This window comes from Kribbella antibiotica (genome assembly GCF_004349055.1).
GTDB classification, from domain to species: domain Bacteria; phylum Actinomycetota; class Actinomycetes; order Propionibacteriales; family Kribbellaceae; genus Kribbella; species Kribbella antibiotica.
Genome location: NZ_SMKX01000111.1, coordinates 1 through 15,020, shown reverse-complemented (window position 1 = coordinate 15,020; position 15,020 = coordinate 1). Strand labels below are relative to the sequence as shown.

The 15,020-nt window shown below is 62.4% G+C and carries 12 protein-coding genes; 5 read left to right on the top strand and 7 right to left on the bottom strand.

Annotated elements, in window-relative coordinates; genetic code table 11:
* Nucleotides 1-77: 77 nt before the first annotated feature.
* The 5 genes from E1263_RS29665 to E1263_RS29640 all read right to left on the bottom strand — a co-directional run bounded on the left by E1263_RS29665 (nucleotide 78) and on the right by E1263_RS29640 (nucleotide 8,773).
* A complete protein-coding gene (locus E1263_RS29665; RefSeq protein WP_165956789.1) occupies nucleotides 78-1,922 on the bottom strand; it encodes a DUF262 domain-containing protein in 1,845 nt (614 codons plus the stop codon).
* A 572-nt stretch (nucleotides 1,923-2,494) separates the two neighbouring features.
* Complete coding sequence (locus E1263_RS29660) at nucleotides 2,495-2,674, bottom strand: hypothetical protein (RefSeq protein WP_132173303.1); 180 nt, start codon at nucleotides 2,672-2,674, stop codon at nucleotides 2,495-2,497.
* 309 nt (nucleotides 2,675-2,983) lie between these two features.
* Nucleotides 2,984-4,513, bottom strand: coding sequence for a class I SAM-dependent DNA methyltransferase (locus E1263_RS29655; protein ID WP_202869114.1), 1,530 nt, complete (start codon nucleotides 4,511-4,513; stop codon nucleotides 2,984-2,986).
* A gap of 238 nt (nucleotides 4,514-4,751) precedes the next feature.
* Complete coding sequence (locus E1263_RS29650) at nucleotides 4,752-5,723, bottom strand: restriction endonuclease subunit S (protein ID WP_272949704.1); 972 nt, start codon at nucleotides 5,721-5,723, stop codon at nucleotides 4,752-4,754.
* A gap of 308 nt (nucleotides 5,724-6,031) precedes the next feature.
* Nucleotides 6,032-8,773 carry a type I restriction endonuclease subunit R gene (locus tag E1263_RS29640; RefSeq protein WP_202869113.1) on the bottom strand — a complete coding sequence of 914 codons (2,742 nt, stop codon included), beginning with the start codon at nucleotides 8,771-8,773 and terminating at the stop codon, nucleotides 6,032-6,034.
* A 1,052-nt stretch (nucleotides 8,774-9,825) separates the two neighbouring features.
* Here E1263_RS29640 and E1263_RS29635 point away from each other — a divergent pair.
* Nucleotides 9,826-10,605, top strand: a complete 780-nt coding sequence (locus E1263_RS29635; RefSeq protein WP_238161637.1) for a pentapeptide repeat-containing protein — start codon at nucleotides 9,826-9,828, stop codon at nucleotides 10,603-10,605.
* Between the two features lie 53 nt (nucleotides 10,606-10,658).
* Here the strand turns inward: E1263_RS29635 and E1263_RS29630 are convergent, their stop codons facing one another.
* Nucleotides 10,659-10,997, bottom strand: a complete 339-nt coding sequence (locus E1263_RS29630) for a hypothetical protein (RefSeq protein WP_132173297.1) — start codon at nucleotides 10,995-10,997, stop codon at nucleotides 10,659-10,661.
* 58 nt (nucleotides 10,998-11,055) lie between these two features.
* Between E1263_RS29630 and E1263_RS29625 the strand changes: the two genes are divergently transcribed.
* From E1263_RS29625 to E1263_RS29615, 3 genes are read left to right on the top strand one after another with little or no spacing between them, the layout of a single operon-like run.
* Nucleotides 11,056-11,745 (top strand): alpha/beta hydrolase, encoded by a 690-nt coding sequence (locus E1263_RS29625; RefSeq protein WP_132173295.1) that lies wholly within the window; start codon nucleotides 11,056-11,058, stop codon nucleotides 11,743-11,745.
* A 10-nt stretch (nucleotides 11,746-11,755) separates the two neighbouring features.
* Nucleotides 11,756-12,064 carry a hypothetical protein gene (locus E1263_RS29620; protein ID WP_132173293.1) on the top strand — a complete coding sequence of 103 codons (309 nt, stop codon included), beginning with the start codon at nucleotides 11,756-11,758 and terminating at the stop codon, nucleotides 12,062-12,064.
* Nucleotides 12,065-12,109: 45 nt separating this feature from the next.
* The gene (locus tag E1263_RS29615; protein WP_132173291.1) at nucleotides 12,110-13,234 is read left to right on the top strand and encodes an MFS transporter; all 1,125 of its coding nucleotides are present in this window, start codon (nucleotides 12,110-12,112) and stop codon (nucleotides 13,232-13,234) included.
* Here E1263_RS29615 and E1263_RS29610 read toward each other — a convergent pair.
* Entirely contained in the window at nucleotides 13,203-13,784 is a 582-nt protein-coding gene (locus E1263_RS29610) for a TetR/AcrR family transcriptional regulator (RefSeq protein ID WP_132173289.1), read from the bottom strand. The two genes, E1263_RS29615 and E1263_RS29610, sit on opposite strands and share 32 nt — an antisense overlap.
* A gap of 80 nt (nucleotides 13,785-13,864) precedes the next feature.
* Here E1263_RS29610 and E1263_RS29605 point away from each other — a divergent pair, with 80 nt between their 5' ends.
* Nucleotides 13,865-14,944, top strand: a complete 1,080-nt coding sequence (locus E1263_RS29605) for a serine hydrolase domain-containing protein (RefSeq protein ID WP_132173287.1) — start codon at nucleotides 13,865-13,867, stop codon at nucleotides 14,942-14,944.
* Nucleotides 14,945-15,020 lie beyond the last annotated feature (76 nt).

Here is a 15,020-nt window from a genome sequence, read left to right as displayed (position 1 = left end):
CCGGCGTTCATTACCCGAAGGCTGCCGTCATGCGTCTACACGGTCACGCCACGGTCTGCCTGGACCGGCACGACGACTCAGGAAGTACCAGCGGATGTCCAAGCTTGACAGGCCACCTGCGCGAGGTACGTAGTCCGCAACTCCACACGTTCTTCGTCCCACACATCGGTCCAAGCCTGGGACAGGTCACCACCGACGCTCGCTGGAGCCTGCAGAACGCTCGCAGCAGTGATTAGGAGCACAGCGTGCTTGTTCAGCTCCCTTCGTTTTGTCGGCCAAGAGCCGTTACTGATGGAGGAATTGAGCTTGGTAGTGGTCAGCGTGAGGTTGCCCAACTGGTTCAACGCATTGTCACGCTGCGCCTCGGCCTCCTCGACCGGGCGGTCTGTCGGTAGCGGATAGAACTGCGACCACTTCTGCGGGATCAGATGCTCGACGCTCAGCTTGGCAACTTGCGCCGGTACGAACTGCTGCTCCGACTTTTGACGTCGCAACGCCGTCTCCATACCGCCCAACAAGACTCGCAGACGGGGCCCACGGAGTACGCGGTAGATGTTCGGCTGGCGAATACTCGCTACGAACTCGTCGTCATCCGGCCAATAGCGGGAGGGCGCGCTCTGGCCAGCGAGCTGCTGGACCAGCTGCTCGCCCGCAGTGGCATCTGTGGTGACGCGAATTGTCTGCAGGATTGAGAGGAAGAGCCGGTTGTAGTCCTTAGTCGTGAGGCCGCAAACCATTCGCCTGATCAGGTACGACTCGATTGCAGTGGCCGCGAGCGATCGCTGCTCTTCGCTGATGCCCTCTCGGGCATGCAGGTGCAGAAGCACGGGGATCGGCGTGCTAGTAGTGAGCAGATCAAGCACTTGCAGCAGCCGGCCTGTGGCGGTCGTCGGCTGTAGATTCTCCATGCGCTGAAGCGCTCGGCCGTGGTGCGCGAGGTCGGCAAGAATCTCCGCAGCGGGCAGGGTTGTTCTCTTGAGCCAGATCCGAAAGTCCGCGAAGAGCCGTTCGACCGGCACTTCGGAGCCGGTATGGATCGACAACCAATACGACAGTAGAAGATCAATCCGGGTACGGCGTATGCGACCGGTGGTGACTTCCTCTCGCCAGCGACTGGCTTCGAGCGGCTGCCAGTATCTCTTGTATAGGGCGTTGACGTCGTTCCCCTGCTGTTCAGCCAGCCGAAACAGCGTGTTCTTCACAAGATCGGCCGCTTGGAGTCGGGTGCCGCGGTCGTTCAAGGTCTCGAAGATGATCTGGGCGTCGTCCTGCTCCTCGAGCTGTATCTCTACGAGGCCAAGCCGCTCGCGAATCGCAATGACAAGGGCGTCAGCGCGCGCGACCGGGTTCTTTGTTTCGGTCATCCACGCGTGGAGCTCGCCGTCGAAGTATCTTCGCGCCTGAACTAGTTTGTGCTCGTCGGAAGCGCGCGCAGGTAGCCTGGCAGCAAACACATCACGAAAAGCGTCGCGATCGGGCAGCGCCGGCCAGACCTTATACCGCTCGTCGGGATGTTCAACATGAATGAGCTGCTCTGTATTGTTCAGCAACATCTTCAGGAGCACTTCGGCATTGTGTGCCGCGCTAGCCTTGGCCGCCGCCCAACACCCTGCAATCAGCACCTGCAGGGTCGTAAGTCTCTGCTGGCCGTCAATGACATTCATCGCAACGATACGGCCCGGTGCGACAGGCAGACGCTCAAGGACAATCGCTCCCAGGAAATGAGTTCGCGCGACCTTGTCGACAGGGACAGTCTCGCCCGTGCCCTCCGCCTCGACCTCCTCCGCAGCTGACTTGACGTCCGACCAGAGCGGCGCCCAGTTGCGCTCCTCTTCCCAGACGTATGGTCGCTGGAAGATCGGCACGACATGGCGCCTGTCGGTCCCGAAGATATGCACCAACTGGACGGTGTCGGCCTTCATGGTCGAGCTCCCTGATGAGGCACCGATTGGAAGAGGTTCGTCACTCCACTCACCATAGGGTTCGGAACCGGCGATAGGCAGACCTCGGCTGTTCATTCAGCGTCACCGCAGCGCCCAAGGAAATCTGGCAGTAAGGCCAGCCTGGCGGGCGTCCGTGATCTGGATTATTCGCCACGCCGATCAGCCTGAGCCCTGCCGACTTCTGCCTACCGTCGGCGCGAGGCCACGGTGGAGCCCGCCCGCTGATCACGGACGAGCGGCCGCTACACAGCACCGCTCGCTTTCAATGGTGGATGCGATGCTTGGCCACTCAACCTGGAGAGAACCAAACAGACTCCAGTAGCGGTGCGAAGAACGCACCAACGCATCCACCCCAAGGCGAACAGGTTCCGGTTCCATCGTCCTAATGATTCGTCGGGTCGTACCACCCGCGCCGATGGTCGCCGGCCGGATGCCGTGGCCCAGCAGGAGAGTTGCCGTCCGGATCGCATAAGAGTTCCAACGGGTGCGGCGCCTGCTAATGGGCCGTAGACGAGATCGGTCCAAGCATCTCTGGAGCGCGCCCAGGCGAGTCATTCCAGGCCACTTCCCAGGGTCCGCAGCAGGTGCTCGGGCCGGTTCTCGTTCCCGAGGAGGTTGATGTCGCCAAGCGTCCGTTCCAGATGTCGGAACCGCAGTGCCACCCCTCTGACTCCGGGCTCAGCCTCGACCAGGCACGCCAGGCAGTAGGTGAGCTCGTCGAGAGCATTCACGTTTCCCGCCCGGGCGATGGTGGACCTGCACGTCAAGGCTGCCCCGCTACGGACGAGACAACGGCCGCCCCGTATTCGCATCGATCGAGCTCGGCGTACACAAGGAGTAGCCGTGGCCACGGCTACTCCCGTCAACTGGTCGATACCCCTCACCGACGCCCAGATTCATTCGCCAACCTCATCTCACGAACAGGCGCTAGGCGCACCCGATGCACCAACGCTGGGGCTGGCTGAAGATCGGCAACATCCAGATCTATCCCTACTGGCCAGTCGGAGCCATCAGAATCCTCTCGCCATATGACAAGGAAATCATCTGGATCTGTCTGGGAGTAGGCCAGCTAATGGCACTTGGTACTCGGGTACAACATTCTCGAGAGCTGCGGCCACAGCCTCGAATTCCGCGAGTGCCGCAGTCAGGTCTTCGACGATCTCGCGAGCGATAATCTCGGGCGCTGGAAGGTTATCAGCGGCCTCAAGCGAATCGTCTCGCAGCCAGGTCATATCGAAATTTACTTTGTCGCGAGCCATAAGATCGTCATAGGCGAATGACTTCCAGCGCTCAGTCTCCGTCCGCTCATCACGATCCTTGCCAATGAGATAGGATTCGACAAATTCTTCGAGATGCTGACGGCGTAAAGGAGTCTGCTTGAGAGTAAAATGCTTATTTGTCCGCAGGTCATAGACCCAGAACTTTTTTGTCCACGGCAGCTCGGACGCAGGCTTCTTGTCGAAGAACAACACATTAGCCTTCACGCCTTGGGCGTAGAAGATGCCCGTTGGCAGACGAAGCATCGTGTGAAGGTCGAAGTCAGCAAGTAGCTTTCGGCGCAGAACCTCACCGGCCCCACCCTCGAAGAGCACATTGTCGGGCAGCACAACCGCAGCACGGCCGTTGATATCGAGGATCGTCATGATGTGTTGGAGGAAATTGAGCTGCTTGTTCCCCGTCGTGACGGCGAAGTCTTGCCGTTCGATCTCTAGGTCCTCACGCGCCTCCCGCCCGTCCGCGCCGACCATAGTCAACGACGACTTCCGGCCGAATGGCGGATTGGACAGCACGACAGACCACCGCTGACCGGGATCCGTGATCAATGCGTCCCGAACATTGATTAGGGAGTTACCGTCCGGCATACCGATCCCATGAAGCAGGAGGTTCATGGCGGCCAGTCGAGCGGTTCCGTCGACCAGCTCGAAGCCGGAGACGAACTGGTCGCGCAGGTGTTCCCGCTGGGTGGGCGTGAGATGCTCCGCGCCATCAGAGGCGTGCTCGTGGGCGACCAGGAGAAAGCCACCGGTACCGCACGCGGGGTCAACGACCGTGTCGGCAGGCTTGGGGTCGACGACATCGACGATCGCCCGGATCAGGTCGCGCGGCGTGAAGTATTGGCCGGCGCCGGAGCCCTTGTCCGATGCACCCTTGGACAGCAGCTCTTCGTATGCATCGCCCTTAATGTCGGTTCCCGAGGCGGACCAATTCTCCCGGTCGATGAGGTCGACGATAATCCGCTTAAGCTTGGCGGGATCTTGGATGCGATTCTGCGCCTTGCGGAAGATCGTGCCGAGCGTGCCAGGCTCTTGCGCAAGACCAACGAGGATCGTCGTGTATTCGACTTCCAGGTCAGTACCCTCGGCATCAAGGAGCCGCTGCCATGAATATTTGTCAGGAACAATATTCTGCGGGTTCAGTCTTCGGGTCGCCCGCTCATGCGCCATCTTGAGGAATAGCAGGTAGGTCAGTTGCTCGGTGTACTCGATGACACCAACGCCGTCATCGCGCAGCACATTGCAATACGCCCAGAGCTTGTCTACAAGCCGGCGCGCCTCGGGAGTTGTAGTCACAGATTTACCCTTACATAATTTAACTAGAATATGGGCTGGCAACCCTATCGTCAGGCCAGTGGTGACAACTTCCATCATTCAAATAGGCACCGGAAGGCTCACCCACATAAATCCGTCTTGCCCCGCCGCGCTCGCCACGAAACCCTGCAGGCTTGATCTCTCAGGGTCGGCGGTATCGTTTTGATTGCCCATTCGCGCAGCAAATCAGTCGCACCCTATCCTCACCTGAAGTAAGAATTCACACACCAATCATCTCCTGCACGCCTAACGCGCCAATGCCCGTCCCGGTAAGACGGCCAGAGAAAGCCGCAACGAGAAGGGCGCGCTTCAAACGCTCGCGGCGCAGATCAGCGGCATCGATCTCGATCTTCATCCTGACAAGCGCGTCTGCCAGGCCCGCGAACGCTCTGAGTGCAGCCAGTTGGGTTGTCAGATCGACGTCCGGAAGCATAATCTGCCGAAGACCGTCCCGAGATATGTTACGCATACTGTCCTTGGTGCCGGTGGCGATCTTTGAGATTTGCCGCCGCGCAGATGGCGCCTGCAAGGCACGCCAAAGCCACTCTGCATTAACCCCGGCAGCGGGTGTGATCCGCAGGCTCTTGTCACTTAGCAGCAGCTTGGGACGCACCCTACCAACGAGCACGCTCGCACCGACATAGTCTGCGGTATTCGCTCTGCTGATAAGCAGGTCGCCTTGGTGAATCTCGAACCGTGCATCAACGTGCTCCGCAGATACCGCCTTGTTTTCTTCCGGCCTGAACCTACCCCTGGTCATAGCGCTGACCTTGATGATTCCCCACTCATCGAGACGCGCCGGGGAATTCGATGCGCCAAAAGATCGACCTCCCGAGATCTCTTCGATCAGGACGGCCAGTGGGACTGCTGGGTTAGCGCCGAAGTAGGTGTCGAGCGCGCTTCGCTCAAGCGCAATCTGCCTCCGGAGCGCATCCGCCAGACTGGCCGCAGCCGCATCAAGGCGAGTGAGGTGGCTTTCGAGGAGCTCAACAATTCGGTGCTGCTCAGGCAGAGTCGGCACCGGCACCGCAAGCTTTGTGAAGCGCGCATGCGTCAAGTTTAGGCCACTATCAGAGATACCCGTCTTCATCGCATCGATAGCTTGCTGAGCCACTGGACTCAAGAGCCACAGCTCGAGAAACCTGGGATCCAGCCGTTCATCTGGACGGAATCGGTACATCTTTCCCGACATCATCAACCGGTCCGGCGTCCGGCGAACAAGTGCCGGGACGCCGCATCGAGACCGGGGACCGGCGCAAGTCATAAGAAGATCTCCAGCGCGCACCTCGATACTGGGCCTCGGCTCAAGCGAGTCAGGAAGTTGCTTGTTGTACTCCGGGACAAATCTGCCCGACTGAATCGCCGTTGTCTTCAGGACACCCCAAGCGCCATTGCTCGCTGGGAAGTCGTGGCACTTCGGGCTCCATCCCTGCTGGACGGGCTTCCGGTTACCCTGCCTGACTAAGACATCCTCAAGCGTCCGCCAAGCCCAGTGCGAATTCACGCCGTCAACTCCGTGTTCAGCTCGTCAATCAGGTCGGCAGCACGATCACCTAGGTCTCGGAGGGCGCCTTCGGTGCCGCCGCGTTCAGCGAAGGGGGCATCGTCCAGATCCTCGGGCCGGATGCCGGCCGAGTTCGCGATGACCGAGACCATCCTGTCGAGCCACCATCGCTGACGTATGGTGAAGTTGACGCCAACTTGTTCCTGCTGAGTCAGCCAACCAGCATACTTTTCCCGCACCCGACTAGCATAGGGAACGAGCTCATCGTCCGTTCCGACGGTGTAGCGCATGAGCGAGATCAAGTCAGTCAGAGTGTGAGTGGGACTATTCCTGGCACTCGCGAGCTCAACCGCAACATAGGCGTTCCAGATTATGTCAGGGGTCCAGTGGTATGGCGGCCGAGCAATGCGGTCGGCCAGTTCTTGGATATGAACGAAGTCGATGCGGCGCTCTCCGGCCTCGTAGGCGAGCTGGATCGCTGTGATCTGATCGCGGTGCTCGTCCAAGTAGTCGCGCCATGAATCGACGATGGACCTTGCGCGGGTCGTATCGATGACGCCGCCTGCTTCAAGCAGCTGATCGCGGCTAACCTCATCGATGATCCGGTCGTGAGCTCGTCTGAGTTCGAGGATCCGGTTACGGAGCTCGGGGTTAGCTGCGAGCGGTTCGATTGCGGTCTCCACGAGCTCCGATACGGGTCTTCCGCTCCGTGCTGCAGTATCGGGATCAACCGCATCAACAAGGCCGCGCACGATGTCGCGGACGGGCTGGCCGGCAACCTCGTCCAGTTCGTGCCGCTCTGACTCGGTGAGGTCGAGTCCCAGTTTCGCCAGGCGGGATGCGAGGGTTGCAGCTTCATCCTCAGTAAGATTTAGCGTGGCCGCCTTATCGAGTAGCTTCTTAAGGCTGACGCTCCGCTGCCGGTTGAGTGGGGGCTCGACGTGCCTATGCTCGGTGACCCCGATCGCATCAATGATGACAAAGCGGGTCTTGTTCTCAGAGTCCGGAGTGACGGCCTGGAAGTCTGCGCGGCTGATCGTTCGAGCGCCGCGGCCCTTCATCTGCTCGAAGTATTGCGCAGATCGGACGTCGCGCATGAAGAACACGCACTCAAGTGGCTTGACGTCCGTCCCGGTTGCGATCATGTCAACAGTGACAGCGATACGAAGCGTCGGAGAGGTGCGTAGTGCCTGAAGCTGCTCCTTCGCGTTGCGAGCGCTGTAGGTGATCTTGGCGGCAAAATCGTTCCCTTTTCCGAAAACCTGCCGGACTTGGGTAACGATCTCCTCGGCATGATTGTCGTCCTTGGCGAAGATCAGGGTCTTCGGAACCGTCGTACGACCCGGAAGGATCTCGCTGGAGAGGCGGTCGCGGAACGTCTCCAATACGGTCTTGATCTGGTCTGTGGCGGTCACCGCGCGATCGAGCTGTGGAGCGCGGTACTCCAAGTCCTCGTCGAGCGCTTCGAGTCGCTGCACTCTAGTGCGTCGGTCGACCGTCGGAACGATCGTGCCGGCCTCGATGACCGAGCCTTGCTCACTGACCTTCGTACGAATCCGATAGACCTCGAAGTCGACGTTGACTCCATCCGCGACCGACTGTGGATAGGTGTACTCCGACACCAGGTTCTGGCGAAAGAATCCGAACGTCTGCTTACCAGGGGTAGCCGTCAGGCCTACAACATGGGCGTCGAAGTACTCCAGGACGCCTCGCCACACACCGTAGATGCTGCGGTGTGCTTCGTCGACGATCACCAGATCGAACGTCTCGGGAGGCAACGCGTCAGAGTAGGCGACGCTGACCGGCGCATCCGGAACGAACTCGTCTAGGCCAGGGTCGTCTGCGTCGGCGACCTCGCCCTCTTGCAGGAACTTGAAGACCCTCTGAATGGTCGAGATTGTCACCTTCGTTGACCCGAGCGGGCCCGCACCGGAGAGCTTAGCGACGTTATAGAGCTCGGTGAAACGACGACCGTCATCCGGAGCGCGATAGTTCTGAAACTCAGCAAGTGTCTGGTCGGCAAGGTTGTTGCGATCAACCAGGAACAGGATCCGATTGAACCCTCCGTACCGGAGCAGCCGATAGGACTGCGTTACCGCGGCGTATGTCTTTCCGGCGCCGGTGGCCATCTGCACGAGCGATCGGTCGAACCGCTGCTCGGCGAGACTCCGCTCGATCCCGTCGATCGCTTCGATCTGTGCCGGGCGAAGAGGACTGTGATCAAGCTGGGGAAGCCACGCGACCTTGGCCCTCCACGTCGGGGTCTCCGGCTCCGCGTCCGCATCTCGTAGTAGCCGAGCCAACGTGTAGGGCCTAGGTATGTTGAAGATCAGTCGAGCTCGCGGCTCGGGATCGAAGCCGTTAGTGAAATGGGTTTCGATCCCGCTGGCCTCGAATACAAAGGGCAAACGCCCGTCCTTGGCCTTCGCAGCCAGCCTCACGTCAGCGGGCAGCCCATCAGCGTACATGGCCGACTGCCACTCGACACCAGAGAGCGTGGTTCCCACTGGTTTTGCCTCGATGACGCCCACGACCGCTTTGTCGACGTACAAAAGATAGTCGACGCGGCCATGCCCAGCTTTCATCACGACTTCGCGGACCGCGATTCCCTGTCCGGCGAACAGGTTCAGGTCCTTCTTGTCCTGGACCACCCACCCCGCTGCGTCGAGCTGTCTGTCGATCATGAAACGCGCACGCTGCTCCGCAGCGACACGGCCAGACTCATCAGCGACTGTCATCGCGCCCCAGGCTACTTCGCTCCACCGACACTCTCGCCTTCCCCGATACAGGTCAGCGCGGACAAATGCCCACGGCTGGTCCCAGCTTGTTCAACCCACGTCCTTGATATCGCAAATCGCGACTCTCTGTTACGGTCGCCGGGAGTGTCGTCGTCCTCGACATCATCAGAGGTCCCGCTACACCTCAACCGATCGAATTCGGGGCAGTCCCTTCCTCCGATTCCACCTCCTAGTTTGGCCTGCTTAGAGGCGTAAGAGCCCAGTTGACTGGGACGAGGAGCCCTTCGGCTGAGGAACAGGCCTCGCCCCGGCCTTCCCGCAGATCAGCATCTGCAGTCTCGCGCTCAGGTACTCGTCAAGTACTCGTGGTGCATCAAACGTTCGGGTGTGCAACGAACACTGAGTCGATGACCGCAAGACCTGGAGCAGGCAAGACCTCCTAGCGCTCAACGGGGCCGCGGAGTGCCGTTCCACAGGGAGCTCTTGCTCGCCGAAAGTGTCGCGCCAAGCGCGGAGCAGGGCCGCGCCACCCTGGTCTCGGTATCCTGGGCGAGCCATCAGAACCCTGCTTTGCTGATCGCGTTAGCTGCCCGGCGAGAATGGTGAGCGGATCCATGCTGGTCAGTTGCCGACAGTAGATTGGCAGTGGAGCGCGAGCGATAGCCTGTAAAGGGCTGGGCGCTGGCCCAGCGGGAGCGGACAGTGGGCGAGTTCAGGCTGTCTATTTGGGGTTGCCTGGTGAGCTTGAGCGGTTGGGGCTCAGGGCGTGGATGAGCGGCCGGTGTCTTTGATGAACCTTGGGTTTGTGAGCCTACGGCGGATCAGTTTTGAGGAGTCGCTGCTCTTGAGCAGATCCACGACGAGAGCTACCGCCTGTTTTGGGTATGAGCTGGCGGATCGGGTTGGTCTGGCGAGGTCCTGATCAGGTAGTCGCAGCGCGTAGTGTCTGTCGCTCCTCGGTCGGCCGATACTCGCGCTAGAGGTCCTTCCAGGGGAGAGCGCTATGAGTGAGTGAACGGCGGCCGGATCGGATTCAGAACTTCACGTTGATCGTGACGGCGATTACTGCGCTGGCGGCGTTGGGGAGCTCGGCAGCTACTGGGTACGCGTTGATCTACACGCGGGACTCGGTGGAAGCTGGGCGGGAGCAGTTGCGGCTTGCTGAGCAGGGGCAGACGACTGAGCGGTTTGGGCGGGCTGTTGAGCAGTTGGGGCATGCTGCGCTTGATGTGCGGGTGGGTGGGATCTATGCCCTGGAACGGATCATGCGTGACTCACCGCAGGATCAGCCGGCGATCATGGAGGTGCTGCAGGCGTTCATTCGGGTTCATAGCGCGTCGCGGGGTAAGCCGCCTGCCATCACCGATGTTGGCGCGGAGCGGCTGCTGCCGGCTGCGCCTGCGGATATTCAGGCGGCGTTGAACGTCATCGTGCGTCGGGATCACAGTCGTGATGGTGGTCGAACGATTGATCTGAGCTACACCAAGCTGTTCGGCGCTGATCTCAGCGACGCCTATCTTGTGGGTGCTGAGCTCGAGGGTGCGGATCTCACGGGCGCGACTATGTTTCGGGCGAACTTGACCAAGGCGCATCTGCTGAGCACGAATCTGTCGTTCGCGTCGTGCCGGTGGGCGAACTTCACTGATGCCGGGATGGTTAAGGTGGTTATGGTCAACACCTTTGCGTACAACGCGAATTTCAATGGTGCGGAGCTGCAAGCGGCCATCATGCACAACACGTTCCTGGACGGTACGACGTTTGTGGGCGCGAACATTCGCGGCGCGAAGATCACCGACCCGGTGAGGGCTAACTTCGCTGGTGCGGAGAAGTGACCTAGCCGAGGTCGAGGGCTAGTTGGAGTTGGCGGGTCCACCACTTCAGCTGGTCAGTTGAGGCGGCGCGCCGGTAGGCCGGCGCTTCGGCGGAACGCGTTGCCGTACACGGATTCGGTGGCCGTTGCTTGGTGGAGCGCGGCTACGGCTAGGCGGGTGTCGTCGAGGGAGTCCTTGGCGGGACGGAGTTGGTGGAGGGCTTCCACGACCGGGTCTAGCATTCCGCTGCCTTGGTCTTGCCAGCCCGCGGCGTGGAGGGCGACGGCTAGTTCGCCGTCGCCCTGGCTATAGACGTCGGCGAAGGACTCGACTAGGTGGCTTAGGTCGGCGCCGCTTTCTAGCCAGGTGGCGGTTGCGCAGGATGGCCACAGTTGGGACTCTACCTTGACCAATCGAGGTAGTGGTTTGTAGCTTGCTTACATTGGTAGCTCAAGGTAGCGGAGGTGGGCGATGAGTGAGGTCGTTCTCGATAGAGGAGACGTGCAGCTACGCGGCACGGCGACCGGCGCCGGGCCGACTGTGCTGTTGCTTCATGCCGGTGGTGAGGAGCGTGGCGTGTGGGCGCCGGTCGCGGCGGTGCTCAATCAGCGCGGACTGCGGACTTTCGCCTTTGATCTGCGTGGGCACGGCGAGAGTTCGGGAGAGGCGACGTCACTGCAGGCGATCGCGGAGGATGTGACCGCGATGATTCGGTATGAGCCGGGGCCAGTCGTGGTGGTCGGCGCATCGCTTGGTGGGTTGGCGGCGATAGGCGCGACGGCCAGCCCGGGGGCGGTACGACGAGTTGCCGGCCTGATCCTGGTTGACGTCGTACCGACTTCTGATTCGGCGCGCGCTCGCGCCTGGCTTGACGAGCGTGGCCTGCGCGACGAGCACGGCGAGCTCGTCGAGGACATCTTCGAACACAGCGCCGAGCTGCTGAGAGCGGCGTCGACGATCGAGGTGCCGATCCTGCTGGTTCGAGCCGGGCCTACCTCACCGATCGCGGATGGTGACGTGGATCGGTTCCGCGGCGTCTGTCCTGCGCTTGCGATCGAACTGATACCTGAGTCGGGTCACCTGATTGCTCACGACGCCCCTGACCAACTTGCCCGGCTTATCGGTGACCGGGCGACTGCGTGGCTCCGCCCCAACGAGTGAAGGTGACTTGATGATTCGTGTGCTCAAACGCCTCGGCACTACTGCGGTTGTCGTCGGCTGTATCTGGTTCGTTGTGTCGTGCGGGACGACACTGTCTGGCGACATGTGCGGCTCGGGCAAGATGAAACCCGGTGACGTCTGCGTGAGCGTGAATTCGGGGGATACGACCACCTACGACGAGATGGTCGCGGCAAAGGAACGTGGGCCGAGGCATATGAAGATCGGTGCGGCAATCTTCGCGGCAGGCGTGGTGCTGAACATTGCTGGTGGCGTGATCGCGCTACGCGCGGAACCGGAGCCACAGCAACCGAAGGCGTAGCGCCCGACCGATGCATAGATAAGACCGATCGGTATCATCTCATTCATGACGGTTCCGGTGAAGCGGTTGTGGGTGGCTGTGCTCTGTGGGTACCTCGCGTTTGGCGCCGCCCTGCAGGCGTTGCCGACGTACGTGCCGCAAAGATTTGGCGGCGGACCGTTGGCCAGCGGCACGGCGATTGGGATCGCCTTCCTGGCGACCGCGTGCGCACGGCCGTTCGCGGGCTGGCTGGCGGACGGGGGCCGGTCGCGCCCCGTCGTACTGGTCGGCGCCGCCCTGACCGCTGTGGGCGCTGTGGGGCAGATGACGGCGCCGAATCTCCCCCTGCTGCTCGTCGCCCGGCTGGTCATGGGTGCGGGCGAGGCCGGGTTGTTCTCGGCGGCCTTGCCGTGGGTACTGGCCGGCACCCGGACGGCTCAGCGTGGGCGGGTTGCCGGCTGGTTCGGACTGTCGATGTGGGGCGGCCTGGCCGGTGGGCCGCTGATTGCGTCACTGACCGGCGATCTCGTGTGGTGGACGATGGTCGCCCTTGCCGGTACGTCGATGACGCTCGTCCTGACCACCCGCCGAACCCATGGTCCCACTGAGCCACTGGCGCGGATCCGCGACCTGGCGCCGTCCGGCGTTCCGTTGCCCGGGGCAATCATCGGACTGGCGGCGTACTGCTACGGAACCATCGCGGCGCTCCTGGTCCTACGGCTGCGCGCGGGTGAGATCGGCGCCGACGACTACGCACTCACGGTATTCGCGGCCGCCTTCTTGATCACCAGATTCGCCGGCAGCCCCTTGGTCGACCGGTACGGCGGTCGCGCGGTAGCAGCCTGGACGGTCGGCCTCGAGATCGTCGCCTTGACGGGGATCGCGATCGCTGACAGCACGGCCGGCGCCCTCGCATCCACGGCACTCGCCGGGCTCGGACTCGCGTTGATCTACCCGGCCTGCATCTCGATGACGCTCGATCGGGTCCGCGGAATGCGTCCGGGAGTGTCAATGGGCGTGATGACGTCGTTCTGGGATCTCGGGGTGATGGCAGCGGGACCGGTCGGCGGTCTCGTCGCGGAGCAGTTCGGATTCCCGGCTGCGTTCATCGTGGCCGCCCACGCGGCCGCGGCGTCGCTGGTCCTGTGCCTGGCGTTCCTCAGGCCGCGTCGAGCAACGTCTCCACGATGACGCGCGCCTCCGCGCCCAGACCAGGATTCCGGTCGACAGCGCTGATGATGGTCGCGCCTTCCAGTACGACGACCAACTGGCGGGCGGTCGTCTCGGGATCACGCGCTCCGGCCTCAGCCAGGAGCCGGCTGAACAGGTCGCGATAGAAGGCGAGATGATCCTGGGCCAGCCGCCGGGGGGCGCCATCGCGGCCACGATCCTCGGTGGCCGCGTTCATCATCGCGCAGCCGCGGAACCCGGCCTCGGCGTACCAGGTCGCGACCAGATCGAAGACGGCCAGGATGCGGTCCCGGCCAGTGTCGGCCTGCTCGACCGCTCGCTCATGCCAGGCGCGCACGCGCGACGTCCGATCGGTCAGCACCGCCTCGACCAAGCCGTCCTTGGATCCGAAGTTCCGGTAGATGGTGAGCTTGGAGGCGCCGGCCACCTCGGCGACCTCATTGATGCCGACGGCATGGATGCCACGCTGGGCAAAGACCTCCGACGCCGCAGCCAGGATGCGCGCCCTGGTCGCCTCGGGATCCAGCCGCTCGCCAGCTTTGACCGGCATCTGCACCACCTCCGGCCTTCATGATACCGATCGGGGTTATCTACTGGCGCCAGATAAGACCGATCGGTACTATCTATCGCATGATCAACGGATGGACAGCGCCCGGGTTCGAGGACGTCGCCGCGGAGTTCGCGCGGAACTTCGCCGAGCGAGGTGAACTGGGTGCAGGCTTCGCGGCCTATCGCAACGGCGAGCTCGTGGTGGACCTGCGGGGTGGGATCGCAGATCGCGACACCGGCCAGCCGTGGGATCGCGACAGTCTGCAACTGATCTTCTCCGGCACCAAAGGACTCGCCACGGCTTGCGTCCTGCTGCTCGTCCAGCGCGGACAGTTGTCGCTCGACGATCCGCTCCGCCGGTACTGGCCGGAATTCCGCTCCGGTGAAACTACGGTCGCCGAGGTGTTGTCCCATCAGGCCCGGTTGGCCTGGGTCGAGGCCGGGTACGCCGACTTGCTGGATCATGACGCGATGGCCGCGCACCTCGCCGTACAGGCGCCGGCGACGGATCCGGGGGCAGCCTTCATGTACCACCCGATCACCTGGGGCTGGCTGGTCGACGAGCTGATCCGCCGGGTCGACGGACGAACCGCGGGCCGGTTCTTTGCCGACGAGTTCGCCGTCCCCCTCGACCTGGACGTGTGGATCGGGCTGCCGAATGAGCTTCATGGGCGCGCGACGACGATGGTCGCTGCGGACGGCGTACTGGTCGACGTACCGGAGACGGATTCCTTGCTGCGGCCCAATCCGCTCTTGGTGCCGGGCGCGGAGAAGATCTGGAACAGCCCCGAGTACCGCAGTGCCGGCCTGGCCGCCGTCGGCGGTTTCGCGACCGCACGCGGCATGGCGCGGTTCTACGACGCGCTCCTGAGCGGCAGCATCCTGACGACGAAAACGGTCGAGCTCGGCCGGCGCGAAATCAGGCGCGGCATCGAGCCGACCTGGGGATCCGAGATCGCGTACGGCGCGGGCTTCGAACTGCAGGTCCCTGCGGCCCACCTCGGCCCGCAGGCTGACGCTTTCGGTCACGGCGGCGCGGGCGGCTCCCGCCACGGCGCCTGGCCGGCTCGCGGCATCGCCTTCTCCTACGTGATGAACGAGGTCCGGGCCTGGCCCGACGAGCGCGCGCTCGCCCTGCTCGCAGCACTGGACCGCAGCTGACCACCCCTCCTTGAGTCCTTGTGGGCCAGCCCGAGCGCACTTACTCTGCGTGAAGGGGATGGGGGCGGGGCAATGG

Bases quoted from the DNA above. Each gene is read 5' to 3' on its own strand.
- E1263_RS29665 (WP_165956789.1), bottom strand. From the start codon at position 1,922: ATGAAGGCCGACACCGTCCAGTTGGTGCATATCTTCGGGACCGACAGG.
- E1263_RS29650 (WP_272949704.1), bottom strand. From the start codon at position 5,723: ATGTCGGGAAAGATGTACCGATTCCGTCCAGATGAACGGCTGGATCCC.
- E1263_RS29640 (WP_202869113.1), bottom strand. From the start codon at position 8,773: ATGACAGTCGCTGATGAGTCTGGCCGTGTCGCTGCGGAGCAGCGTGCG.
- E1263_RS29625 (WP_132173295.1), top strand. From the start codon at position 11,056: ATGAGTGAGGTCGTTCTCGATAGAGGAGACGTGCAGCTACGCGGCACG.
- E1263_RS29620 (WP_132173293.1), top strand. From the start codon at position 11,756: ATGATTCGTGTGCTCAAACGCCTCGGCACTACTGCGGTTGTCGTCGGC.
- E1263_RS29615 (WP_132173291.1), top strand. From the start codon at position 12,110: ATGACGGTTCCGGTGAAGCGGTTGTGGGTGGCTGTGCTCTGTGGGTAC.
- E1263_RS29610 (WP_132173289.1), bottom strand. From the start codon at position 13,784: ATGCCGGTCAAAGCTGGCGAGCGGCTGGATCCCGAGGCGACCAGGGCG.
- E1263_RS29605 (WP_132173287.1), top strand. From the start codon at position 13,865: ATGATCAACGGATGGACAGCGCCCGGGTTCGAGGACGTCGCCGCGGAG.